The 24,990-nt window shown below is 46.2% G+C and carries 23 protein-coding genes; 12 read left to right on the top strand and 11 right to left on the bottom strand.

The window, feature by feature from the left end:
* Positions 1–57 precede the first annotated feature (57 nt).
* From BDD43_RS11265 to BDD43_RS11295, 6 genes are all read right to left on the bottom strand, one after another.
* A complete protein-coding gene (locus tag BDD43_RS11265; protein ID WP_121197762.1) occupies positions 58–591 on the bottom strand; it encodes a sigma-70 family RNA polymerase sigma factor in 534 nt (177 codons plus the stop codon).
* An 89-nt stretch (positions 592–680) separates the two neighbouring features.
* Positions 681–1,037 carry a hypothetical protein gene (locus tag BDD43_RS11270; RefSeq protein WP_121197763.1) on the bottom strand — a complete coding sequence of 119 codons (357 nt, stop codon included), beginning with the start codon at positions 1,035–1,037 and terminating at the stop codon, positions 681–683.
* A 367-nt stretch (positions 1,038–1,404) separates the two neighbouring features.
* On the bottom strand, positions 1,405–2,154 hold the full coding sequence (locus tag BDD43_RS11280; RefSeq protein WP_121197764.1) for a hypothetical protein: 750 nt from the start codon (positions 2,152–2,154) through the stop codon (positions 1,405–1,407).
* Positions 2,155–2,177: 23 nt separating this feature from the next.
* Entirely contained in the window at positions 2,178–5,324 is a 3,147-nt protein-coding gene (locus BDD43_RS11285) for a TonB-dependent receptor (protein ID WP_162847048.1), read from the bottom strand.
* Between the two features lie 207 nt (positions 5,325–5,531).
* Positions 5,532–6,491, bottom strand: coding sequence for a FecR family protein (locus tag BDD43_RS11290; protein ID WP_121197765.1), 960 nt, complete (start codon positions 6,489–6,491; stop codon positions 5,532–5,534).
* Positions 6,492–6,553: 62 nt separating this feature from the next.
* A complete protein-coding gene (locus BDD43_RS11295; RefSeq protein ID WP_121197766.1) occupies positions 6,554–7,171 on the bottom strand; it encodes a sigma-70 family RNA polymerase sigma factor in 618 nt (205 codons plus the stop codon).
* A 105-nt stretch (positions 7,172–7,276) separates the two neighbouring features.
* On the opposite strand from BDD43_RS11295, the gene BDD43_RS11300 reads away from it, so the two are divergent.
* Positions 7,277–7,684: a hypothetical protein gene (locus BDD43_RS11300; RefSeq protein ID WP_121197767.1), complete on the top strand. Its 408-nt coding sequence runs from the start codon at positions 7,277–7,279 to the stop codon at positions 7,682–7,684.
* A gap of 414 nt (positions 7,685–8,098) precedes the next feature.
* Here BDD43_RS11300 and BDD43_RS11310 read toward each other — a convergent pair whose 3' ends face one another.
* Entirely contained in the window at positions 8,099–8,521 is a 423-nt protein-coding gene (locus tag BDD43_RS11310; RefSeq protein ID WP_121197769.1) for a hypothetical protein, read from the bottom strand.
* A gap of 115 nt (positions 8,522–8,636) precedes the next feature.
* On the opposite strand from BDD43_RS11310, the gene BDD43_RS11315 reads away from it, so the two are divergent.
* The 4 genes from BDD43_RS11315 (at position 8,637) to BDD43_RS11330 (ending at position 13,518) form a co-directional block, all read left to right on the top strand.
* On the top strand, positions 8,637–9,221 hold the full coding sequence (locus BDD43_RS11315) for a UPF0758 domain-containing protein (RefSeq protein ID WP_121197770.1): 585 nt from the start codon (positions 8,637–8,639) through the stop codon (positions 9,219–9,221).
* Positions 9,222–9,350: 129 nt separating this feature from the next.
* Positions 9,351–9,929, top strand: coding sequence for a hypothetical protein (locus BDD43_RS11320; protein WP_121197771.1), 579 nt, complete (start codon positions 9,351–9,353; stop codon positions 9,927–9,929).
* A gap of 226 nt (positions 9,930–10,155) precedes the next feature.
* Complete coding sequence (locus BDD43_RS11325; protein WP_147425619.1) at positions 10,156–11,679, top strand: hypothetical protein; 1,524 nt, start codon at positions 10,156–10,158, stop codon at positions 11,677–11,679.
* Positions 11,680–11,706: 27 nt separating this feature from the next.
* A complete protein-coding gene (locus BDD43_RS11330) occupies positions 11,707–13,518 on the top strand; it encodes a DUF4365 domain-containing protein (protein ID WP_121197773.1) in 1,812 nt (603 codons plus the stop codon).
* A gap of 25 nt (positions 13,519–13,543) precedes the next feature.
* Here BDD43_RS11330 and BDD43_RS11335 read toward each other — a convergent pair whose 3' ends face one another.
* Positions 13,544–13,822, bottom strand: a complete 279-nt coding sequence (locus BDD43_RS11335) for a hypothetical protein (RefSeq protein WP_121197774.1) — start codon at positions 13,820–13,822, stop codon at positions 13,544–13,546.
* Positions 13,823–13,908: 86 nt separating this feature from the next.
* On the bottom strand, positions 13,909–15,153 hold the full coding sequence (locus BDD43_RS11340; RefSeq protein ID WP_121197775.1) for a putative phage abortive infection protein: 1,245 nt from the start codon (positions 15,151–15,153) through the stop codon (positions 13,909–13,911).
* A 144-nt stretch (positions 15,154–15,297) separates the two neighbouring features.
* Between BDD43_RS11340 and BDD43_RS11345 the strand changes: the two genes are divergently transcribed.
* The 7 genes from BDD43_RS11345 (at position 15,298) to BDD43_RS11375 (ending at position 21,500) form a co-directional block, all read left to right on the top strand.
* A complete protein-coding gene (locus tag BDD43_RS11345) occupies positions 15,298–16,239 on the top strand; it encodes a CHC2 zinc finger domain-containing protein (RefSeq protein ID WP_121197776.1) in 942 nt (313 codons plus the stop codon).
* 224 nt (positions 16,240–16,463) lie between these two features.
* Positions 16,464–16,865, top strand: a complete 402-nt coding sequence (locus BDD43_RS11350) for a plasmid mobilization protein (RefSeq protein WP_121197777.1) — start codon at positions 16,464–16,466, stop codon at positions 16,863–16,865.
* Positions 16,853–18,151, top strand: coding sequence for a relaxase/mobilization nuclease domain-containing protein (locus tag BDD43_RS11355; protein ID WP_121197778.1), 1,299 nt, complete (start codon positions 16,853–16,855; stop codon positions 18,149–18,151). Before BDD43_RS11350 ends, BDD43_RS11355 begins: the two co-directional genes overlap by 13 nt.
* Before the next feature lie 42 nt (positions 18,152–18,193).
* Positions 18,194–20,173 carry a conjugal transfer protein MobC gene (gene mobC, locus BDD43_RS11360; protein WP_121197779.1) on the top strand — a complete coding sequence of 660 codons (1,980 nt, stop codon included), beginning with the start codon at positions 18,194–18,196 and terminating at the stop codon, positions 20,171–20,173.
* 106 nt (positions 20,174–20,279) lie between these two features.
* Positions 20,280–20,549 carry a hypothetical protein gene (locus BDD43_RS11365; RefSeq protein ID WP_121197780.1) on the top strand — a complete coding sequence of 90 codons (270 nt, stop codon included), beginning with the start codon at positions 20,280–20,282 and terminating at the stop codon, positions 20,547–20,549.
* The gene (locus BDD43_RS11370) at positions 20,536–21,222 is read left to right on the top strand and encodes a zeta toxin family protein (protein WP_121197781.1); all 687 of its coding nucleotides are present in this window, start codon (positions 20,536–20,538) and stop codon (positions 21,220–21,222) included. The genes BDD43_RS11365 and BDD43_RS11370 overlap by 14 nt, the downstream gene beginning before the upstream one ends.
* A gap of 23 nt (positions 21,223–21,245) precedes the next feature.
* The gene (locus BDD43_RS11375; protein ID WP_121197782.1) at positions 21,246–21,500 is read left to right on the top strand and encodes a hypothetical protein; all 255 of its coding nucleotides are present in this window, start codon (positions 21,246–21,248) and stop codon (positions 21,498–21,500) included.
* A 24-nt stretch (positions 21,501–21,524) separates the two neighbouring features.
* Here BDD43_RS11375 and BDD43_RS11380 read toward each other — a convergent pair whose 3' ends face one another.
* Together BDD43_RS11380 and BDD43_RS11385 are read right to left on the bottom strand one after the other, a co-directional pair.
* Positions 21,525–24,134: a GAP1-N1 domain-containing protein gene (locus BDD43_RS11380; RefSeq protein WP_147425620.1), complete on the bottom strand. Its 2,610-nt coding sequence runs from the start codon at positions 24,132–24,134 to the stop codon at positions 21,525–21,527.
* Between the two features lie 5 nt (positions 24,135–24,139).
* Complete coding sequence (locus BDD43_RS11385) at positions 24,140–24,988, bottom strand: TRAFAC clade GTPase domain-containing protein (RefSeq protein WP_121197784.1); 849 nt, start codon at positions 24,986–24,988, stop codon at positions 24,140–24,142.
* Positions 24,989–24,990: the final 2 nt, after the last annotated feature.

Genomic DNA, 24,990 nt, shown 5'->3' on the forward strand with positions numbered 1-24,990 from the left:
CTTTAATGTAAGTAACCTGAAACGCTAAAACTACGTAGCCTGAATAAAGATATTTTTTTAAAATGGCAGAAAAGCTAAAAACGCCGCCAAAGAGATGAGTTGGGCGAGCGAGGTACGTATTTTTTTGACGGCGTTATATAAATGTGTTTCCACTGTACGAATGGATAAACCTGTATCCCGGGCAATCTGCCTGGCTGTAAAACCCTGTTGTTTTAAATCAAATATTTCGCGGCACTTAACAGGTAAAGATACGATGGAGAGATCAAAAGCCCTGCTCAATTCCTTAAAGCTGATCAGTTCATTGGTGCTATCAGCGGTAGTTGGAGGCGTTACTTGCTCAAAAGCCCGGAGCTGCACTTTGTCTGCACGTACGAGATTATATACCTGGTATTTCACAGCCTGTTGTAAATAAGCCTGATGGTTTTCTATGCTGGCTGGATTTGGGTTTTGCAACAGGGCGGTAAACACTTCCTGTACAATGTCCCTGGCAATTTCCCGATCCCGGACGATATTATAAGCAAAGAGGTAAAGTGCCGACCACTGTTCCCGGTAAAGTTTTTCAAAGGAAAAGGGAGGGTTGACTGTCTGCACTGCTTTTGTAGGTAATCAGGTTAAAATTAACAAACCAATGTAAACTCCATATTAACAATGATTTTTACCCTGGACATGGACTCCCTGGTTTATTGAGCAAATTCAGAACGGTCAAATTCCTTTTTAAAGTAGATGACTTCCCATTTGTTCGTGATCGCATGGATATTGACCACCGACCAGCCCAGCTGGCTCATGTAGTTCAGGACATCAGTTTCTGTCGTCAGGCTGTTCACTTTTTTTAACTGCTGAAATATCGTCGTGTCTTTCGGTGCAAACAGTTCCTTCCTATCCCCGAAAGAGATCTTCGCCGAGCTTTTTTTAAGGTAAAGAGTGTAATTATTATTGCCTACTAATACCTGGCAGTATTTATCAATTTTTGTTTGTGCCGATGCTACGGAAGCCATCACCAGTAGCAACATCAAAGTGGAAAAGAAGTATTTTTTCATGTTTGTTTTTTATTTAAAGTTATTTGAATTCCAGCTCAGAATTTGATACAGCCGGTTAAACTTTCGTTAAATCCATCCATTATTTTTTTAAAAGGAGTAACATAACCAGGCCAATGCTGCCCAAAATACTGATCCGCCCAAGGCAGCCAGTAAGCCTGCCCGGATAAGGTGCGGGCAATATTCAGATTTCATTCTTTGATTATTCAGCGTATTTAAAAAAGGGATGTAGTAGATCCGGTCAAACCATCGTGCAAACAGTAAAACAATTAGGCCAATATCAATAAGATAATAATGGCGATGTAAGTCGTTGTCATAATTATAATGTAATAATAGGCAGGCTGTTCAGCCTGCCTATGTCTATAGATAGTTATAACATAACGTAGTCTACAGTTACTTCACCGGAAGTATCGTACAAATTAAAAATGTAATTGGCGCCGCCGTCCACCTGGGGCAGCAAAAAAAAATCCTGACCGGAAGAAGGCATGGTGATGAATTGGCCGGTAGCCTTGTCTTTCAGCTTACCAACAAAAACACTTGGTAACCCGTTAGCTTTATCACCGAAATAATAGGGCAGTAAAATGGCAGGACCAGATAGCTTGATCTTTTGAAAGTCACTAATCGTTTCGTTGAAATCTTCCAGCGTTCCAGTATTATAATCATAATAAAAAATGCACAGATCGTAAGCCGGGTAGGCTTTATAAAAGTCGCCCAGGTTATTCAGCAGTTGAACTGAAAGGGTATCGGCCTGCACGGGCTTACTGCTGATCCAGCCGGAAATACCCAGGTCTTTATTGTAGGCTACTTTATAAGTTGACAATTCATTCTTTTTTAAATTTATAACCGTATCGGCGACAAGCTGATCGGTCCCTTTCACATAAACAGCCAGTTTCGCATTTGCGCTTGCTTCCACGGCAGTTCCCGGTTGCATTAGTGGCAGGTCACCGATCTTCTGTCCCTTGTACCGCACTTCCAGGGCCGGTGTGCCCGGCAAGGCAGCTACTTCCACGAGCACTCTGCCGTAATAAGTTGTATTTGGCAATTCTTCCTTTTTAGCACAGGAAGCCAGCAATAAAAGACCGCCTGCAAAAAGCAGTAGTTTTGTTGTTATATTTTTCATCTGTGTGTTTCTATAGCTAATCATTAAAAATTATAGTTGATACTCAGGCCGTAGGTCCGTCCCGGATTGGCCTGGTAATCGATAAAGTCGCCTTTTTCGTAAAGCAGGGTTTTGGAATCGACACCGTTTCGTTTGGCATACACCCGGCTGGCCTTATTGAGCAAATTGCTGACATTGAATTTGACCTGTGCTTTATCTTTCAGCAAATTGACCGTGAACTGCCCGTCAAAAGATGGCAGCGGCGTTTCAAATAAGGATTCCTGGTACACGTCCGCCGCACGAAATACCCGGTTGGTAATATAGTTGTAGCTCAGACTGAGCGAAAAAGGTTTTGCATCATAATACAGACCGGCATTGTAAGTATAGTTACTGGCCCCGGCCTGCGGACGATCCACTTCCGGCCCCGGATTATCGGTCACGATGATCTTGTTAGGCTGCGCCGGATCGGAGTTGCGGTAAACCACGGTCATCGGGGTCACTTTAGCGAATAGGCGGGTGAAGTTACCGTACACGGTGAGGTTACGGAGTACCGGCAGATCCGTAAAAGCGAATGATTTCCGGGCTTCTACTTCGATCCCCTTGTTTTTTGCCGATTGGTCGTTACGGAGTTCGTATTGACGGTTGCCCGGTGAATAGATCTCCATCGGGTATTTCAGCTTTTTATAGAACAGCGAAAAGGACAGGATCTCGCCCGCGTTCGGGTACCATTCGTAGCGGAAATCAAAATTGTCGATCTTGGTGGAACGGATCGGTGTATTGCTCTGGTAGGTGCCGCCCAGTTCGAAATCGTACTCCCGGAAGTAGGCCAGCTCCCGCAGGTCCGGACGGATGATACTTTTCGCGTACGATAATCGCAGGTTCATTTTCGGGGTCAGGCTATAGGTCAGCGCTGCGGACGGAAAGAGGTTGAATTTAGGCTCTAAACCGTACACATCACTGTAATCCGTCACATCTTTATTCTTGTCGATCTGGTTTTTTACAAAGGTTTCCAGCAGGGTATTCACGCGGTTGAGGTCATAATATTCGCCGCGCAGGCCGCCGATAAGGCGCAGCTTGCTGCCGATCTTGCTGTCCAGCATCACATAGCCTGCGTGCAAAGTCGCCTTGTTATGATACTGGTCGCTGAAGTCGCTAATGGTAATAGTCCCAGCAGGATGTGTTAGCGGGTCAAAAGTCTCGCTGATCGGTTGCGGGTCGCTGCTGCCGAAGAACTGGGATGAGGTATTAGCTACCCAAAACAAACGGTCTTTCTGCCAGCCTGCGTAGCCGGTTTTGAAACTGTTGCTAACCGAAGTTTTAGCAACACTGAATTTTAGCGGCACGGTCAGATCCAGGTTCCAGCCCAGGTTCTTTTCGTAGGAACGGCTCCAGTTACGCAATACCCCTGCGGACAACAGGTTGCTTTCCGGGTTCATGATGCTGAAATCCGATGCGGTGTTGTTCGGATTGTCACTCGCGGTACCCATATACCGGGCATCCAGCTGGTGATTATCCGGTTTCTGGCGGTCCAGCGTGGTATAGCTCAGCAGCCAGTTCAGTTTAACGCCTTTGCTGCCAAAACCTTTTTCACCTTTCAGCTGGTTTTGCAGCATGCTGGTCTGCGTCGTGAGGTCGTAATAACCAACAGCCTGCCCATAGTCGTTTTTATCGCCCGTACCGAATACCAGTTGCTGGTCGAGTGTACGCAGGTAAACACTTTGCAGGCCCAGTTTAAATTGCTTTCCGGTATAGCCGATACCCGCTATCCCACCGAGGTTTGTCGTAAAACCATAGCGGTTGCCGGTAAAACCATACAATTCTTCCTGCGCGTCGCTTCCCCCATAGCCGTTCCGGCCCATGATCACGTCCGAATTTTGCCAGGTATTGCGGTAACTGGCTGAGGCGATGATGCCAATCTGGTCGTTGTTTTTCAGGTTGATCACCCGCCCGAAAGCGGCCTGGAAATTGGGCGATACCGGGGGGCTGTAATTATACAATTTCCAGTTATTGTTAAACAATTTGGCATCTGAGCCTTTGGCCGCATAATCCGCGCGGATATTATCCACGTTCTTCCAGTCTGTGCGGCCCAGTAAAGTGCGATCAGATGACGCAGAGCCGAAGTAGTTTCGGGTGCTGATATTGAGGCCACGGAAATTCCTTCCGGTGGTTTTGTCATTATAATTCTCGCCGAAAGTGATATTGAAATAGTTTTCGGTCGGGATATTCTTCGTATTCACTTCCACCAGTCCGCCTCCGAACTCGGCACTTTTGTCCGGGTTAATGGTCTTATAGATGGTAATGTTATCCACCATACCAGCCGGGATAATATCAAAAGAAAACTGCTTGCGGTTCATTTCCGTGCTCGGCATCACCTGCCCGTTCATCATAGTGCTGTTGTAGCGTTCGCCCAGGCCGCGTACCACAACGAATTTATTTTCCAGTACGTTGACACCGCTGATACGTTTAAGGCTTTCGCCGATGTTCTTATCCGGCGTACGGGCGATCTGCTCAGCGCTGATGCCATCGGTCATGGCGGTGTTGCTCTTTTGTTTGGCGTACAGGCCTTCTAAAGATGATCTTTTATAGTCACCGGTAACCGTTACCGTAGCCAGTTGATTGGATGCCAGTGTCATGGCGATATCCAATAGCGTGCTTTTGCCTTCGCTAACTGTCACGCCGGTAATACGTTTCGTTTGATAGGAAACAAAGCTGACTTCAAGCGTGTAGGTTCCCGGCGCTAACTTGAGCAGGTAAGTCCCGTCCACATTGGACTGGATACCTGCCCCTGTTTCGACTACCTTAATAGTAGCACCGGGTAATGGCTCGCCCTTTTCGTCCAGTACCTTGCCTGTGATCATACCCGGAGCAGGCGGCGGGGGCAATTCCCTGATCGCGATCAGGCTGCCCAGTTGGGTAAAATCCAGCCTTTGGTTTTTTGCCAGTTCTTTTAAAAGATCGGCCAGGACTTGTTTGTCCGTTTTAATAGTCAGCAGCTTTCTGCCGACGGCGCCGGAATAAGAAAACGTAAATTCGGTTTGATGCTCTATCTGCTTAAAAACATCAGAAGCTTTCGAAGATCTGGTTGTCAGCGTGACGCTGGTTTGCAAACTTTGCGAATGTACTTCAGCTGCCATTAAAATACCCGTCATGGTCAGGCTAACGATGGTTACCATCAAGGTAAATCTGGTCATAGCAAACAGGAGTTGGGTTACATTTATTTTTGTATAATTGTTCATAGTTTTATTAAGTGATTTGTTGTCCCGAAAAAATGACGGATCAGGAAGCTATACCGAGCGGGAGTGTTCCACCACTTTCGCTCCTTCTTTTTTGTCCGCCTGTTAAAAATGGCTTTGGTCTTTACATAAATACTCCTTCTTTTAGGGTGAATGGTTGATTAATTACCAGATGGTAACCCGGGCCTTGCTGATTTTGTAATGGAAATCCCCGGAGATACTCAGCGCGCTCATGACGACCGCGAGGCTTTGATTCTTAACCTTGAGCGAAAGTTCGCTTCTTTTTAAAGCCTGGTTTTTAAAGACGAAGGAAACTTTGTAAAAACGTTCCAGCTTGCGGGTGATGCTTTCCAGTTGCTCGTTGTCGAATACCAGCACGCCCTGCTGCCAGGCGGTTACGGCCCGGCCATCTATTTTAAACAGGTCGGTTTTGCCGCTAAGCCGGTGATAGGCCAAGGCATCGCCCGCTATCAGGTAAGCGGTTTTTATATTTTTTTGCATGACGCCAACCTTGCCTGAAACAACTGCCACAGAAAGGTCCACGTCATCGGGATAATCCTGAATGTTAAAAGAAGTACCCAACACCTGAACATTAATTTTATCGGTATGCACAATGAAAGGCCTGGTCGGCTCATGGTTAACCTCAAAGAAGGCTTCACCGCTCAGGGTCACCTCTCTTTTGTCAGCCGCGAAACTGACGGGGTACTTTAACCGACTGCGGTTATTTAGGGTGATCCGGGTACCATCAGCCAGGGTAATGGTTTTCATCTGCCCGGTACCGGTACTTTGCTGTTCGTAAGCAGTTTGCGTCGTCGCCTGCCTGTTATGGTAAATATAGAAGCCGGCCGTAATGCTCAGCAATGCCAAAATACTGGCTGCCACACTTCTTAGCCAAAGCGGCAAACTGACAATTTTGGTTTGGTTGATTTCCTCCGGCTGGAATTTGGCGCGGAACTCCCGGCGGGAACGGTCAGCCGCCAGATCCAGGCGGCTTTGTTCCGGTTCATCCTCAGCCGCATCGAGTTGTTCAAGCCAGCGGGCGATCAATTCTTTTTCCTTTTCAGTTACCGTTCCCTGGCGGTATTTCTGAAAAAGTTCATCTAAGTATTTTCTTTCTTCCTGCATACTAAAGGTAATAAGCAGGGATCAGCTGTTTGACCCAGAAATTTAACGTTAATTATGTATTACTAAATTGTTAACCAGAGCAGGGCGAGCAGTTGAATGGCGGACAGCGAATGTTCGCCGGTCGCTTGTCTGATGCGGTTCATGGCATTATTGAGCTGGTTGCGGACGGTTTTGGGTGAAATCGCAAGCTGTTCGGCGATCTCGGCGACGGTATAATGATTATCCTTGTTCAGGATAAAGATCTCCCGCATTTTATCGGGCATTTCACTGACTGTGCGGCCTATGATTTCCAGGATGATCCCGTATTGTGCTTCGATTTCCTTGATCGTTTCGGCATCTTGCCGGGTGGCGGACTCCTCCTGATGCTGTAAAAAATCAGCGAAATCCTGATAGTGCTTTGCGCGAAACACTTTAGTGCGGAAATAGCCTGAAAGTTTGAACCACAACCGGTTTTTCAAGTAATTTTCCAATGGGTTGGTAATATGGAAACCTTCCCGTTTGACCCAAAGTTCGGCAAACATATCCTGCAGCAGATCATAAGCTTCTGCCTCATCGCCAGTTTTACGGATGGCCAGGGCAAGCAGCCCGGTATAGTGCCGACGGTGCATCTCCTCAAAAGCGGCATAAGTGCCGTTTCTGATCGCTGCCAGTAATTCCTGTTCGCCTATTTGTTGTAACATGCCGGACAAAGATAGTCGCTCCGTGTTAAATTAAATTAAACTAATCGTCCGCTGTTACACTCCGGCCGCCTCCTGCGTAATAGCTGTAAACCAATTATATACACTATGAAATACTTTGCTATGCTAACCGGTGCGTTTCTCTTATGTGCCGCTTCCGCCTGTAAGAAAAGCGCGTCCGTTAACCCTGTGTCTGACGATATCACCGGAAGCTGGCGCTGGGTCCGGTCGCAGGGCGGTATCGCCGGGAACACCTTGACGCCGGCCACTGTGGGATATAACCAAACGCAGATTTACGGCGCAGACAGCACCTTAAAAATGTATAAAAACGACACCCTTAAAATGCAGGGAAGGTTTTACATCCAGCGAAATGTTCAATACCGCGGAGAGATAGTTGATCTGTTAAAGATCGCTGATCAGCCAGGTCGCTCGCTTGTTATTAGGAATGATACGCTGTACACCTACGATGTCATGATTGACGATGGCTACGGATCGGTCTACGCACGTATCAGGTAATAGGTCTAAGTGCACTGGGATTTATTTCTTTTCATTTGCGGTCATCCCGCTTTACAAAATATACGCTGCTATAGGGCTATAAGCTGGATGATTTCCTGTCCTGCCTCACGTTCAATGAATTATTGGATAGGTGCAATACGGCCGACAGGGAATAAATCAGGTGGCAGTGCTACCTTGTTCCATGCAGTAACATTATCAAAATTTAGCTGCTTTTCTGCGGAAGGGCAGGTTCACCTGCGCTCTTCGCGCCGGTGGCGCAAGCCGCTCCGGCTCACCAGCCCTGTCCGCCGACGCAACAGCCGTGGTTTTGGTTGCGCTGCGCCAGCGCAGGCGGCTGAAGCCGTCCCTGCGCTGACCAAAACCACGGCAGTTGCTGTTTGATACGGTGCTCGCTGTTCTTGTTGTTTTTGTCTGCTAAAATGTTTCTTCCGGCCGCTCCAGGATATAGGCCATTTCTCCCCGGATGTAGTAACCATAGTCAAAACAGAAGCGATAGGTCCCGCCATCGGATGCCAGGTACTCACTGGTAAAGAATTTGAGGTTAAAGCCGCGGCCGATGAGGTCACGGACTTCGATCTGGTCGCCAAAGAATTCGTTATAGTGATAAAGGATGCTGCGGTTGTTTAGCAGGATCTCGTAGACGTGGCGGGTACTGTCAGTTTCCTTGTCGAAAAGCTGGGGCAGCTTGCCGGCGGGCGCGGGTTCTTTTCTTCTGCGGTTATTATAGGCCGTACGGCAGATGTCGTTGCAGAACTTCCTGTCCTCGCGGCCAGGGCCAAGGTGCTCACCACATTCGAGGCAGGTTTTAAGGTTCGGTTCGCTGTTGGTTTCGGGCATCGGCTGATCTGTTCGGCTAAGGATTGAAACGTTTATAAACGATTAAATAACAGGGTTTTCTAATTTTTGATTGCAGGGAGTGGCAATTTTGTAGGGTACACCAACAATACATACCATGGAAGCAGTTAAAACAAGATTTCCGACGCTGGCGAGCGAGACGTTTAGCCACGGGAGGAAGCATTATTTTATTGATGTAAAGAAAGCAGCGAACGATACGCATTTTGTACTGATCACATCGAGCGAACAGTTTCAGAATGACCCGACGCGTTACCGGCGGACGATCCAGCTTTGGGAGGAAGACCTGGCGATGTTCGTGGAGGCTTTGGCGATGGTGCTGGGGCGGCTGGCTTATGGCGACCTGACACCCGCAGAGCCGAAGCTGAAAGTGGTCGAAGATGTGAAAGGGGTCAAAGCTTTGCCGGTATACGACCGGCCACGGGAAAAGCTGCATGCGCTGGGCGCGGGTTCACTGAGCAACGCTGAATTGCTGGCGATCCTGCTTTGTACGGGTAGTTCGGAACTGTCGGTGCTTGACCTGTGTAAGCGGATTATGAAATCAGTAAAGGATGAGCCGGCGCGTTTGCTATCGCGGACTGCAGAAGACTTCTGCAGATTTCCGGGCGTGGGTGTGGCTAAAGCCGCTACGCTGATGGCATCACTGGAATTGGGACGGCGGGCATTCCTATCCGCTAAGGATTAAGTTTTTGGGCATGCGAAGGTAGCGCCGCCCTAACCGCTTTATCAAGGGTATATGAACCGCGGCGCTGCCGCGGCCCTTGACAAAGCGGCGGGCGGCGCTGTAGGGCAATAAAAACTTAATACTTAGCTTATGGAAAAGTTTGCATTAACCCTTCAGTCCCAACCTGCCATAGATGCTTATCTGGCGGAGCATCACCTGATGCCTTATGAAAAAGGAATCCTTTCAGAGATCGTTTCGGCAATTTCCGGTGGTGATGCTGAAAAAATAAAATGGTTTGCCGGTTTCGGTGATTGTTTCCGGGCGATCACCATGAATTTAAACGAGCACCGCCATGCCCTGGAGTTCGGCTTTACCGATATTGCCTTTAATGAGTACGGATGGTTTGCCGCACCAAAATTTCTGGAACGTGAGGATATTAAGCTGGAACAAAGCGAAGTGCGAATCGGCTGCGGGCCGAATGGGCTTTGGGCCTATGCCCTGAGTTGTAACTACGGCACTGCCGGGAGCAGCGGGCCGCTTTGTGTATTTTGTAAAAAGTTTAATTCCCGGGACGAAGCGCTTGAAACAGCGTTGAATGACATGAAAGCGCAGATGACCAAATATTTGGGCAACCCGGATACCTGCAATTACAAGCAGGATGTCTTGCAAAAGACGCTGAAAGCGATCGCTGCTTTAGAGGTGAGCCGGGTACAGTTATCGCTGTTTTAAAGTATCCTGATATTATAGTGAGATAGCCGGGTTTGGCTAATCGGATAAGTATTAGTTCTGTTTTAAACGCTATCTGCTTATTTTAGCATCAGAGATGGCAAAAAATAGAGATGAATTCAGCAAACCGACGAAACTGTTATTGGCGCAACGCGTTGCATATCAGTGCAGCAGTCCGGGCTGCACCAATATCACTATAGGTCCTCATCAATCGAATCCCAATAAAGCGATGAATCTGGGACAGGCGGCTCATATTTGTGCCGCTGCCGTAGGAGGTCCGCGTTATCAGCCGAATATGACACCAGAAGAAAGGTCTTCGCCCGAAAACGGTATCTGGTTATGTAATATGCATGCACGGGCAGTTGACCTGGACGAAATTACTTATCCGGCCCCCGTGCTGAAAGCCTGGAAGAACGCGGCAGAAGATAGGGCCTCCAAAGCGTTATTAAATGCTGAAAGTGAAATTCAAAAAGGATCGGAGACTTTGGTCGTGCTCGATATTGACCTGATGTTTACTGGTGAATGGATCGGTGCCAAAGGAGATGCCTGGACATTCATAGTTAAGGATTTCTTGTTTGGCAATTTGGAACGCCTGCGCAACTTTGGCAAAAATGAACTGCTGCCGATTCGCCGGTATGTGATCATTGAGTCGCAAAACGAGGGGCGGTTATTGCAGGAAGGATTTGATTGGCACGTTAATGCAAAAGGGCGTCATGAAATCACGGTAAAAGTTTACCCGGAGATAAGAAGGATATCGTTGGATGAGTTAGGGTCAGATATTGCAGGAACTTATGATGGTGATATCTTGATCGCGAACGGCGACTTTCAGTTGGTCAAAGGGGAACACCATGCTAAACAAATGATAGAACGCAACCTGGGCATGCCGTTTGGCAGTTGGGTTGTAAAACCGATGATGGGTTCTTATTTTCCGATGTATTACCGGACCTATAAGGATAACCTGCCATTACTGAACAGGCTTGCCCGGATAGAACTGATCCGCATGATGACCATACCTGCATCGCTATCGGAAACGGACATGGATGCGCCGCTAAATTTTATAAAAAGTATTACGGAAGTTTCCGTTATGGCACCGCACAAAGGCCTTGCGGGGATATTTGTATCACTTGTCTGGTCAGATGGCAACTCTTGGTCAGATACACTGTACGTAAATTATTCGCAGGAGCATATAGAACTTGATGAGGAAGACAAGGATATCTTGGACATGCTTAAACAAACTTTTGAACAGCCGTCCGTAGCACTTCTTCAGAAAGCCACCAATCTGTTCAAAGGCCGGGAGCTCCGGGTAAAGCGGGACAACCTGGCCATTCAACGTCTGTTTAACGAAACATTGCCTGCGATAATTGCTGCGGCACAACCGGCTTTGCAGCAAGTTATTTATCCCTTGTTTACTTCGTACGAAACCACCAATTCCATTGACAGGCGGCCATTTGCCTTTTATACTTCAGCTGATATTGAACTGGCAGTGATCAAAGGGAATGTTACCGAGATTGGTACCCATATCATTTTGCGTGGTTTTAAAAAAGCGGGGGTGGATGCTTTTGATGTGCATGGTGACCTGTATATCTTCTTTGATGACTATTACTTCGCATTCAAACCTTCCCATCATGGTACCACCTGGCATAAAAAATTATACGATACTGAACTCACTAACGAAGATATCCGTGCTATAGCTGCGCAGTGGGTAGAACATCTGGCCACACTCACCACCCGGCAAATCAAGGCTTTGCATTAACATTTAAAAGATTATTAAATTTAACGGATGAACCGAAATCCGCACTTACCTAAATCAAGTCGCCAGGAGACTTTAGAGACCATCTCGCGGAACAAGCTTGCGTTGTTGTTTGATCCGGAGCTTTTTGAACTGCGGCCGGAAAACCAGCGGGACAAGGGGATCGATCTTATCGGGGAGATCAAGCAAGACGGGATATACACTAATTTTCGTTTTGCTATTCAGGTTAAATCCACGGAATCGGTTAAAAAACTTCGGGACGGTTCCATTTCTTACCCAGTGGAGACCAGTAATCTTAATTACCTGTTAAACTTCGGCCTGCCGGCTTATTATATCCTTTATGATCTTCCGGGGGATAGCTTTTACATTGCTACAGTCGCCGAGGTGTACCATAGCCTTATGACTAAACATAAGCCCGGCTGCCTGCCAAAAAACTATACCATAAAATTTAAAAAAATACTGGATCGGACGCAACTCGACGCGATCTACAAAGAAACTTTTGAGAACGGTATTTTGCTGCAAAAACTGGGTACGCATCTGCGGGTACACCGTGACAGCGATCAGCCCGCAAGGGGCTTTGTCATCGATGAGCAGAGGGACGTTTACAGTGTAGAACAAAATATTGAATTTATCGAACAGGTGGGTTATGAGCTGCTTAACAGGCATGCATTTACGCAGATCATGGAAATTGAGCAACGCACCCAGCCAAGGGGAAAGGTCTCACCCACTTTTAACATGGTTTGCGGTTTAGCTTATTACCATGGGTCCAACCTGTTTAGAGCGGTCGAATTATTAAAATTGGCCCATAACGAATCTGACCAATTGCACCCGGAGGACAAAAGCATGCTGCGTCATACTTTGGCGCGGGTCCGCTATATGCTGGGATTGTTGAGTGAACCGGATTTCCGGAAGGAGACTGCGGAGATTGTTAAAAATGAAGGTGTCGGCACATTTCTCCAATTGGAAAACCTGTATAACCAGTTTATGCAAAACCGGGAATCCGAGCAGGGCGCACGGATCGGCAAATATTATGCAGGTGCCATGCAAATCATCGCTAAGCGCCCTGAGTTCCACGATATGCGCGTGGTGGCGTATGCAAAAATACTGAATCTTGAATCCACGTTACTGTTGCATGAACTGGCTAAAAATTCGCTGATGAGTATGGGGCGCAAAACCGACACGATACGCGACCAGTTAGAAACGGACTGGCTAAAGTTTGATGAGCAGTTTCTCAGCCAGCTCCAGCAGCTCTACGGATATGCTTTGAAACATCAAAACTTCTTGGCGTTAAGCAACCTGATCATGCAGAAGATAGACTGGGAATTTGCCAAAGTATATCATTTTTATGGTTTTAACAATTGGAACAAAGCGACCCTGATGATCGATGGTAAGGTCGCCGAAGAGGACGTTGCGCTGCTGCTGGATATGCTGACCGATCTGGATAAAGTTATTGGTACCTATGATCGCTTGCATCATCGCGAAAATCATTTCAATTGCCTGCGCTGCAAATACGAAATTCTCGATTTTTTGGGGCGACCGGAAGATGCAGAAGTATGTGTAGATGCCATGAAAGGGCTGATCGACGCTTACGAATTGAATGCCTTGCGCAAACGTTTGGATCAATTGCTGCAAGGCCAAATGAAGCACAGGACATTTTTATCTGACCTGGCGCAGAGAAAAGCAGGGATTGATCGCGTAGCCAGGGACAGCGGAATCTATGAGCAGCTGTACTGCGATTTGAACGAAGAAATGAACAGCCGTTTAAACCGGAAGCCGGAGTGGTCGATAACGGAATTATTGCCGCTAACCTATCCTGCTGATGACACTTCGGTAATTGTGTAAGGCCGGTTCGTTGACCGGCCAGGTTTTAACTTTTCAGTGTCTTGATTTTTTCGCTGAGCTCTTTCAGCCCGGCCTTTTTCAGGCATTCCTCCCCAAAGTTCTTTAATTCTTCGCGATCTTCCCCGGGGATCAACCCGGCCAGCCCGGAAGCATTGGCTTCGGTGCCGATGCCGTTTTCAATCAGGCTGTTTAATAATAAAATGGTCTTCCGGCTGACTTTCAGATCGATCTTTACGGCTTCGCTCATTCCGGGGCTGCACAATAAAGTTTCAAAGACCGTTCCTAACACACTGTTCGTTGCCATAATGCAAATATTTTAAAGGTTAATGAATGGCTCAAAGGTCGGTTGTTGTTTTGAAACGATCCTCATTAAAATATGGGGAGGATATGTTACCTGTATTGTGCTATCAAATTGACGCGACCAGGAGGCATTGCTTCAAATTCAAAAGCAATATCCGGATAGTAGTGCCTTACCATAACAAACCGAAATAAAAACAGCTCCGGCATATTCTTGATCAGATTATATTTCGTGAACAGGTGAGTATTCACGTCAGGCGAATCATAATGCGTCAATTCCCAGGCTCCACCCATGAAAGACAGCGAATTAAAAAACATAATGACTTGTTCGTAATTTGATATTTGTGCCCGCAATGTTTTCATGTAGGCATATTTTTGCTGATAAGTCATGCTGGGCTGTTCATCAACATATTTAACAGTTTGATATAAATGCCGGAAATAATGACCGAGTTTATATTGATGGCCGCCGTAATATTTAAAATATTTTTTGCTTTGAAATACCTTAATACCGTGACGATAAGTGTTTTTTTCGGATTCTTCAATTGCATAGTTTTTGGACAAGCCGATACTGCGCACAGCCTCGATAACTTCCGTCCAGCCTTCTTTTTTTATTAGCTCCCAGTATTTTTTCTTCTTTGATTTTGTCACCGGTCTCAGATGGACATAATTCAATACTTTAAGGAAGAAAGCTGACTGATAAGTCCTTGCCAGGTGCCTTGATAGCGTTTCGAAATCCGGCTCAGACAAGCCAAAAAACACGATGGTGTAAGAAATGTCGCATAGTGCCCAATTGGTTATATCAATGTTGCTGCGGTAAGTCAAAATGTTTTGTAACCGGTCCAAGCCTTCTTGCGTGTAAATTTGGTCATCGGTATGATCGTCGAAAATTGGATTAATCTCTTTCATGCAGCTTTCAACCTGATCATTAATGTATTTAAATACGCGTCGGCCGACGTATTTTTTTCGCTCATCAATCGGGTCATTATATTCCATCTCATTCACATTTTCCTTATGAAGTCTCAGCAATTCAAAAAAACGACTTTCAAAGCGTTCCTTCTCAAAAGATTTACGTTGGTCTTTGGTTCCTTTGCGTTGGTCTTTTAGTGTTAAATAGAGGAATAAAAATGCAGCCGCATTAATTATTGTACCGACAAAGCCCCCGATAAAATCACCGACGGCACCTGTCTCCGCAATTTTTAAATCACCTCCCCAAATCCAGTAATGGTTAAGGGCGATATTGACCAGGAAGTAAATAGTGGTAAGGGAACTGATGATGATTAAGACCCATGCGGTTATCAGTACAGGGTTATATTTTTTCTTTTGAGGTTGCGCGGCCATGGTTTAAGTTTTTTGCAAATTATCATTTAATACGTAATCGGTCAAAAATTAATATTGTCGAGATATCACATCCTCATTAAAATATGGGGAGGATAGGTATATGTGAATCGGCTGCTCTACTTTTGATCAGTAATTGTGAAAAAGATGAGTGGGATGGATTTTACAAACGAGGCGTTTTCGCTTTCCCGGCTGCGGGAACTGGACTTGGTTGCCTTGCTGGAAAGGCTGGGTTATGCGCCGGTGTCGCGCAGGAAAAATGATACGGATTACTGGTACCGCTCACCTTTGCGGGAGGAACGGACGGCAAGTTTTCACGTAGACCGGGTGAACAATGAATGGTATGATTTCGGACTGGCAGCGGGTGGTAATCCGCTGGACTTTCTGCTGCGTTTCCACAACTGTCCGGTTGGTGAATTACCGGGGCGGATAAATGTTTCTTTTTCCCCTCAGCAGCTCCCGTTACATGAGGTGGGCCTGCATGAAGGGCGGGCCGGTGCTGACAGCAAATTAGTGGTTCAGTCGGTGCGGCCGATCTATGCTTACCCGCTCAAAAATTACCTGCATGAAAGGTCTATACCGGTGGCGGTGGCAGATGCGTTTTGTTCTGAAGTTTCTTATGGCGTAGGCGGCCGGAATTACTACGGGATCGGCTTTCAGAATGATGCGGGCGGCTGGGAAATCCGTAACCGGAATTTTAAGCAGAGCAGCGCGCCGAAGGACATTACCTGCTTGCGTTCGGGCGCGGATTCGGTGCATGTTTTCGAGGGCTTTATGGACTTTCTTTCCTGGGTTGCTTTACACCCTTATACTGACCCGAAATCGCTGGACTTCGTGGTGCTGAACGGCGCGGGTTTGTTTGACCGTGCGCTGCCTTTTCTGGATGGACATCAGCGGGTTCATTTATGGCTCGACCGGGATGTGACGGGGCTGGCCTACCGGAATTATGCCTTGGGTTTGGGTCCGCGGTTTGTGGATGAAAGCGGCTGGTATGCGCAGTTTAAGGATCTGAACGATTGGCGTAGGCATAAGGGGGAAGTACAGAAACCTTCGGTTAGTTTACGCCCTGGTTTGCGAAATGCGGTTTGATTTGGCTGACTTGACTGGGTGTTCTGCCTTGTGTTGATGTCGTCGGGGTTTGCTTTTTCCCCTCACCGGGAGAAACCGGGAGAACGCCCGGTTTGCGTTCGGCCAGATGTACAGTTGTTTAACAACAACTGGATCTGGCCGCCCTATCCTCGGAACTCGGGGGCGGGTGAAACCTGTTTTTTTTAGGCTGTATTTAGTGTTCGATTGGTTTGGGAGGTGATGTGATGGAAGAGAAAGAACGTGCCGTTATTGCGGGTCGGAAGCGGATCGTCGGCTTGCGGCTGACGGCAGATGAATTTATTGAGCTGGAAAAAAGCTGGAAGAACAGCACGGTGAAAAAGCTGTCGGAATTTGTGCGGCGGGTGCTGTTCGGGAAGCGGATCACGGTTTATTCGCGAAACAAATCAACGGATGAGCTGCTGGAGGAACTGGTGGTTTTACGCCGTGAACTGCATGCGATCGGGGTCAATTTTAACCAGGCGGTGCACCGGCTGAATATGACGGATCACTCGCCCCAGATGCAGGCTTGGGTGGAGCGTTTCGGGCGTGATCGGGACCGTTATTTTGAGCTGTTCGAGGTGGTGAAATTGAAGATCAATTCGGTGAGTGAGCAATGGTTGCAGTAGTCCATACGCATAAAAGTTTGAGGGATTGCCTGAACTACAATGAGCGCAAGGTGCAGACGGGTCTGGCGGTCTGTTTAGAGGCCGGATTTTATCCGATGGATGCGGCCGATATGAACTTCCATCAGAAGCTGCGGAGACTGGAATTACTGACGGAATTGAACCAGCGGACGAAGGTGAATACGCTGCATGTTTCGCTGAATTTTCATCCCTCGGAAAAGCCTTCGGAAGACTTGCTGAAAGAGATCGCGGAGGTCTATCTGGAGAAAATCGGTTTTGGCGGGCAGCCTTATTTATTGTACCAGCATTTTGATGCAAGGCACCCGCATATTCACCTGCTGACGACCAATATTAAAGCGGATGGCAGCGCGATCAATATGCACAATATTGGACGAAACCAATCGAAGCAGGCGCGCCAGGAGATCGAATTGCGCTATGGTTTGGTGCAGGCGGGTAATGCAGAGCAGGATGCGGTGCTGCGGTTCAAGCCGGTAAATGTTGGGCGGGCTTTATATGGGCGGATGGAAACTAAAAAAGCGATGAACGGTATCATCAATGTGGTAACTGATCAGTACCGGTTTTCTTCCCTGGCGCAATTCAATGCGGTGCTGGGTTTATATAACCTGGTGGCGGATACGGGCTCGGAGGGTTCAAGGGTCAACAGGCATAAGGGGCTGGTGTTTCGTATGCTGGACGAACAGGGGAATAAGGTGGGTGTGCCGATCAAGGCAAGTGATTTTGCCAGTAAGCCTACGCTGAAAAATTTGCAGGTCCGGTTCGCGAAGAACGAGTCTTTGAAACTGGAGCGCAAGGCCCGGGTGGCCAATGCGGTGAATATGGCTTTGCTGAATGGCGCGGTGTCGCTCGAGGTGTTGAAAGAGCGTCTGCGGGAAAAAGGGATTGACCTGGTGATCCGGCAAAATGCGGAGGGTTTGATCTACGGTTTAACCTATGTGGATCACCAGCAAAAGATCGTGTTTAATGGCAGTGAGCTGGGCAAGGCATTTAGTGCCAAAGCCATTTTGGAACGCTGCAACAACGTGGTGGCCGGTGAGGGGAAAAAACAAAACGGCGAACGGGTCAAACGGGTGAGGCAGGCGGGTCGTGCAAAGACGGGGGAAACGCGTGAGTTTATACCGGATTTCGGGCGGGCTGCGGGATTGGATGGTGATGTTTCCCGGTTTGCGGAAGCGCTGTTGGTGGATGGGGATACGGCTGGCGGGATGGATCAGGAACTGAAGCGCACGCGGCGTAAAAAGAAGAAGCGGCTGCGGATTTCGCCGGGTTGATGGATTTGGTTTTGGAGATGGTTTTAAGGTGAGGAGGATAAGATGCAGACGGGGGAAAACGATCAGGCGATGCGCAAGATCCTCGATATGACGAGGCTGATCAGTATTGTGGTATTGCTGTTACATTTTTATAAGGAATGCTATGGCGCGTTTGTGGGCTGGGACCTGGTGTCGGGGATCACGGACAGGCTGCTGGCGAATGTGGTGAAGACGGGGCTGTTCAGCAGTTTTCTCAAGCCGAAGCTGGTGGCGCTGGGTTTTCTGGGGATCGCGCTGATCGGGGTGCGGGGAAAGAAGGATGAGAAGCAGACGTTGAAGACGGCTTTGCTGTATGTGCTGGCGGGGCTGGTTTTCTTCTTTTTGAGCGGGCTGGTTTTACTGGTGAGGGGAAAAATAATGGCCGTTGCGCTGTTGTATATGGGAGTGTGCGGTTTGGGATTCCTGCTGGTGCTGAGCGGTGGTACGATGTTATCGCGGATCATCCGGGATAAGTTGGCGGGGGATATTTTTAACCGTGACCAGGAGACCTTTCCGCAGGAGGAGCGGCTGCTGGAAAATGAGTTCTCGGTGAACCTGCCGGTGCGCTATGTGCTGAAGGGTAAGGTGCGCAATGGCTGGATCAATTTTATCAATTTGTTTCGGGCGCTTTTGGTGCTGGGTTCGCCGGGTTCGGGGAAGAGCTACTTTATTATCCGGCATGTGATCACGCAGCATATCCGCAAGGGTTTTGCGATGTTTGTTTATGATTTCAAGATGCCGGACCTGGCGGTGATCGCTTACAATACCTGGCTGAAATATAAGCACCTTTACCAGGTGGAACCGAAGTTCTACTCCATTAATTTTGATGATCTGTCAAGGAGCAGCCGCTGCAACCCTTTGGACCCTTCGGCGATGCTGGACCTGACAGATGCGGTGGAATCGGCGCGAACCATATTGCTGGGGTTGAACCGGGAATGGATCAAGCGGCAGGGGGACTTTTTCGTGGAATCGCCGATCAACTTTCTGACCGCGATCATCTGGTACCTGCGGAAGTATAATGATGGCGAATTCTGCACGCTGCCGCATGTGATCGAGCTGATGCAGGCGGACTATGACAGTTTGTTTACGCTGCTGAGCACGCAGAAGGAAATCGATGTGCTGATCAACCCGTTTATCAGCGCCTACAAGCGGGACGCGGTGGAGCAGCTGGAGGGGCAGATCGCATCGGCGAAGATCACGATGGCACGGATCGCTTCGCCGCAATTGTATTATGTCTTATCGGGTAATGAGTTTACGCTGGATATCAATAACCCGAACGAACCGAAGATCGTCTGCATGGGTAATAATCCGCAGAAAATACAGATCTATGGTGCGGTGTTGTCGCTGTTTACCAACCGGCTGCTGAAGATCATTAACCAGAAGGATAAGCTCAAATGCAGCCTCGTGTTTGACGAGTTCCCGACGCTGACGACGGATATTATACCGACGATCAGTACCGGGCGCAGCAATTTAATATCGACCTGTTTGGGTATCCAGGATGCCAGCCAATTGCGCAAGGATTACGGGCGGGAGCAGGCGGATGTGATTATGAATATTACCGGCAATATGGCCGTGGGACAGGTATCGGGCGATACGGCCAAATCCGTATCCGAAAAGATCGGGCGGATCATGCAGGACCGGGAAAGCCTGTCCATTAACAGTAACGATACTTCCATCAGCCGGTCTAAGCAGCTGGAGGCGGCGGTGCCGCCGTCGCGGATATCGGCTTTGAGTTCCGGCGAGTTTGTGGGGATGGTGGCGGATAACCCCGATTGTAAGATAGAGTTAAAGGCGTTTCACTGCGAGATCGTGAATGACCATGCGGCTTTGAAAAAGGAGATCGATGGGTACGTGGCTTTGCCGGAGGTGAGGAAGATCAGTGCGGCGATCGTAGAGCGGAATTATTTACAGATCAAACAGGATATCCGGGATATCATCGAACTGGAGATGGAACGGTTACTGAGCGATCCGGCGCTGGCGCATTTGGTGATCAGGAAAACATAATAGATATTTACAGTGTATTTTAACCGGAAAAAGCTTGCCCATTCGCAACAAATTTTGTATATTTAAGTTTAACAAGCAAGCATAAAAATAGTTAACACGGACGGCTATGACAGCATTGGAATCTGAAATTTTGGTACAGGAGCGCAAAGTTAACGCGGCCTTTAACGACCTGCGTGCTAAAAAATTTGAATTGGCTTTACCTTTCCTCATTTTGTCGGAAGACTTACCCGACGGGCAATCTTACCTGGAATATGCTGACGGGCGAATGGAACTTCAGGAAGTTTATGAAGTAGAAGGATCACTTAAATCAAAGCGGATTCGGGTATTGACAAAAGCCGAAGCGATCAACGTCAGGGTAAAAAATGGATTATTCTAAGCCGACACTTTTAGTCATTTCAGGCCCGAACGGCGCGGGAAAATCAACTTTTATACAATTTCTTTTGCCCGACGATTTTGAAGGGATCGTTTCTTTCGACAGGGATAAAACACGCACCCGCTTTGAGCAGGAATTACGCGACAAAAACATTCCAGAACAGGACATTCCGGGACAGGCGTTGCGGCTAATGGAAGCCCGGTTGGAGGAGGCAATGGATGAAGCCATTACCTTAAACAGGCATTTTGTTCTGGAGACTCCTTTATCCCATCCCGACTACTGGAAATATATTGATAAATTTGAAAATAAAGGCTACCAGATCCAGCTGAATTATCTCGGCTTGGACAAGATCAAGGATTGTAAATCGCGGGTCCAGCGTCGCGTGATAGAAGGCGGGCATGATGTCGACGCGAATACAATTAAGGGGGTCTTTGAAATGAATTTGAAATACATCAACGATTTCAGAAGTACCTTTGCGGAGATTTCTTTGTTTGACGGCATGAAGAAGCCGACCTTATTGGCACGTCTTGATGGACAAGCGGTTCTCGTTGCAGAGAAAGCAGCACTAAAGAAAGCCTGGATAAAAACAGGGATGCCGGAAATAGGCCTGTTAATACGTGATCACCTAAACAAAATGGATAAGTCGCAGAGGAAAACACTTAAGCCAAAAATATAATTCTGAATGATACCTTAGACAGCATGACTTTAATTAATATTCCATTTACAGAAAATATCGATAATCTTTTGGCTTATGGAAAAAAACAATCGAAAGATTATGAAGGTTCGTTTGAGGGAAATACTAGTAATGGGATTTTCGATTTTAAAGCCGTAGGAGGAAATTTCAAAGGTACCTATGTAGTTAAACCTAACTTAATTGAAATCACATTGGAGAAAAAGCCATTTTTAATTCCTGCTTTGGTTATTGAACAATTTTTAAAGATGCATATCAAATAATCCTGTGAGACGTGGAAAAACGTCCTATTTTTTGACTTGTTTTTTTAATTGTTTGAAGGTCACCTTGTCCAATAGCAACTGCCCTTCTTCGCGCTCATCGATAATTTGCTCAATATATTTCCTACCATCTTTACTATTTCCTAAGATGGAAATTATCTCTTTCATAATACCGGTTTTTCGTGCGACCTGTAAAAGCCCAGCCACAGGCCAGTCAGAGTTTATATATCGGTCTGTTAAGTCATGTCGCAGGGTTTTGCATTTGTCCCAATCAGGGAATACCCAATAGGCGATGGATTGAACCAGGTTACGATTATGCAGCAAAGTATCATAAACTACCGGGAAGGCAGCAGTAATTAAATTAGCAGGGTCCTTTTTGTCCTGATTATAAGCATAAATTAACATAGAAATAGCTGCTCTTGTTTGTTTTTCCAAATGCTTTGATAGTTTAAAAATACTGATCCAGCTTTCTTCAAGATCTGGGTTTAATACGCTTCCGGCCAGTTGCTCGCTTATAATATCAATGTGATCTGACAAACATTTTTTCAGTACGGGTCCGGAGGTATTTAATAACGCATAAATTATCTTCTCCAACAATTGATTGTCGACATCCCGGCTAAAAATTGCTCTGACAACGGTTGATGCATTTTCTTGATTCAATTTATCAAGAATTTTACTGATGTGATTTGAAACTTTGTTTTGGGCAAAACCCTTGTTTAATAAAACAATCAGTCTGTCAATATTTACAGAGTTAATAGCCAGCGCTGGAAGCTTGTTTATAATTGCTAATGCTGAATCTACATCGATATCGGCCAGCAATACAAGCTCCGCCACAATATTCCGGTGAATTTTTTTCTCAGTAACCAGGAATGCAAATAAGACATCAAAGTATTTGTTTTGTTTGGTTAGGTCTGCCAACGCATCATAATCTAACCCATTTATCACTTCAACAATAACTGACGTTTTTGATGGTGAAACTACAGTGGTATCAAAATAATAGTTACCTATTAAGGCAGGCTTAGCGCGAAGTAGGCTCACTAATAACTTATCACCTTTTTCTTGCCCATAATCAATAATTAATTTCAGTAAATATTGATACCCCTTGTAATAAAAAGTCGATTGCAGTAAAATGTCATCAAATTCCCGGAACCGGAACTGTGTATTTTTAGCTATAACAAGTAATATTCTCTGATATTGTTCAGTCGACGCTTTCTTTAATAATAGGGATGTAATATCCTTGTGCGCAGGCATTCTGACATACTGTAACAAATTGTTTTTGAGCCGCTGCAATTGTAGTTTGTTTGCGGTTGTAAAATATACTGTAATAGTATCCGTTAGCTGTTCTCTGCCTGATTCTATTAGCTTCATTGATTGTTTGGCTAATTCTCGGCTCTTCAAAAGCAATTGCAAACCAACTAATTTGTTGATTTTACTAAGAGCCGGTAGAGATTGAGGCATTGTTTCCGCAAGCCCATCACCAATAGCACGGAATAATATTACCGGCACTTGCTCAGAAGACGGATTGAAATTCGAAATAAAATCAATAGCTGCATTGGGATTTGCAATTGTCAAAGATCGACAGGTGGTAATGATTTTTAATAGCAGATCTCTATCTATGCGAAACCGTTTCTGTTTTATTAACAAGCCGGCATAGAATTTCCAGGCCTCATCGGGATTTAAAATTCGAAGTGCATTATCAACAGCGGGTTCAATAAAAGGCCTTAAATTTTTATATAATGCACCACCAATTTCCTTTTGTGAATTTACAATATCCAGTAACCCAAGTATCGCTATTGGAGATGATTCAAATTTTGCTTTGGACATCAATTCATCCCACAAAAGACTAAGTCTTAAAGTGCTCTCGTTCCCGCTATGTACAAAGTCAAAAACAGCAGTACTTTTGTCATAGAGAGAGGGTACATCGTTTTTAAATAGCTTATTAGTTAATTCTGATGTCCAATGGTGGCGCGCAATTCTATTCTTTGTCGACGCGGCCTCTATCCGGCGACCTGGCCAGTCAGAAAACCGTGTACGAATGTTACTGCTTGAAAATAACAAATCAAACGGGCGGTTTGTAATTGACCTCGGTGATAATGCAAATGAACATGCCGCGAACGTTTTCCTAATTGATGGCCAAAATGCGGTATATAACCTTTTTATAATGGTTTCTGCTTCCGTAGAATCGAATATTATGATGGGCTTTCGTTGTTCTAAAAACAGTGCTTCAGCAATTTCTTCGACAGGGGCTTCGGTTACACCAAGAATGAAAGCAGGTGTATTCGCAGTGTCGATTTGAGGAAATTCCTGATCAAAATTCGCATAATCCAACGCGTCAAAAAATAAACTTACACGATCCGAAAGCTCCCATTCCCTCATAGGAATAACAATGCTTTTCGTGAGCACGCAACCAGCCCTTGGTGCCGTCAAATCTTGCCAGGTCCTCGCAACAACAAAATATTTATCAGAAGGAAGGGGATAACAGGTGAAATAGGGTTCAAACATTTCTCCTGGACGTAATTGGCCTGATATATCCGATAATCGGTCAATGGTATCCTGATCAATTCTTGGAAGTTGAATTGTTGATCCAACGAGCTGATGCCCGTTTTTATATTTGTGAATCTGAAAATTTAATGGCATGAATTTTAGGTCACATTTAACAACCAATTAATTGGTATTGTTATATCATCATTTTCGACAAATTTTCCATCTGCTCCTAATTCTACGATATAACCAGAATTATGGATACCGCGATTGAAAAACTGATCAGTGAAACCTTCAGCTTCGAAATCTCCACTTACCACACTGCTCCCGAAAACTTTTACCTCAAGGGTGTCAATATCCGAAATTCTACCGGCGAACATTGGAAATTCATCTTCCAAATATTTTTGAGGGCCATCCTTTGCTTCGTCGACGTGCAATAAATCAAATGCAGTTACCACGATTGCAACCTTTGGTTTTGTATTAGATTTTCGGTTTATATTTTCATCGATAAATCGAAGTAGTTCCATCAAAACAATCTGAGTGGGTATAACTTGCTCTTTGTCATCACCAATACCTATTTTTAATAATTCCTGACTTGTAACCCAATTCAGAGGATTAACGTTGTTTTCAGATTGGACTCTGACAAAAAGTACGGCAGCTGTTGATTTTCGCAGTGCCTTAAGCCATTTTTCTGGGATTTCCAACGTTGAAACTGCGCGCCCCCAAATCTCGCCTAAAATATCGGGAACAATTATATCAGCAATGATACTCTCATCTTTCGTTTTTACACTTACGTGAAATTCACGATTCTTTTCTTCGGGCTCTGTCCTGGGAACGAATTGTCCCTGTAAAAGGTGTTCGGCTATACTTTCAACGTATCTTACATCTCCTGGGGTAGTCGATGCAAGGAGATCATATTTCTGGCTTTGGATGGCAAGCCATAACCGAGCTAAATAGTTTGATTTTCCCGAATCCGGGCCTCCTACCAAAATAATTGATTTTTCTTTCATCG

Origin of the sequence: Mucilaginibacter gracilis (assembly GCF_003633615.1) — a bacterium.
GTDB lineage: Bacteria > Bacteroidota > Bacteroidia > Sphingobacteriales > Sphingobacteriaceae > Mucilaginibacter > Mucilaginibacter gracilis.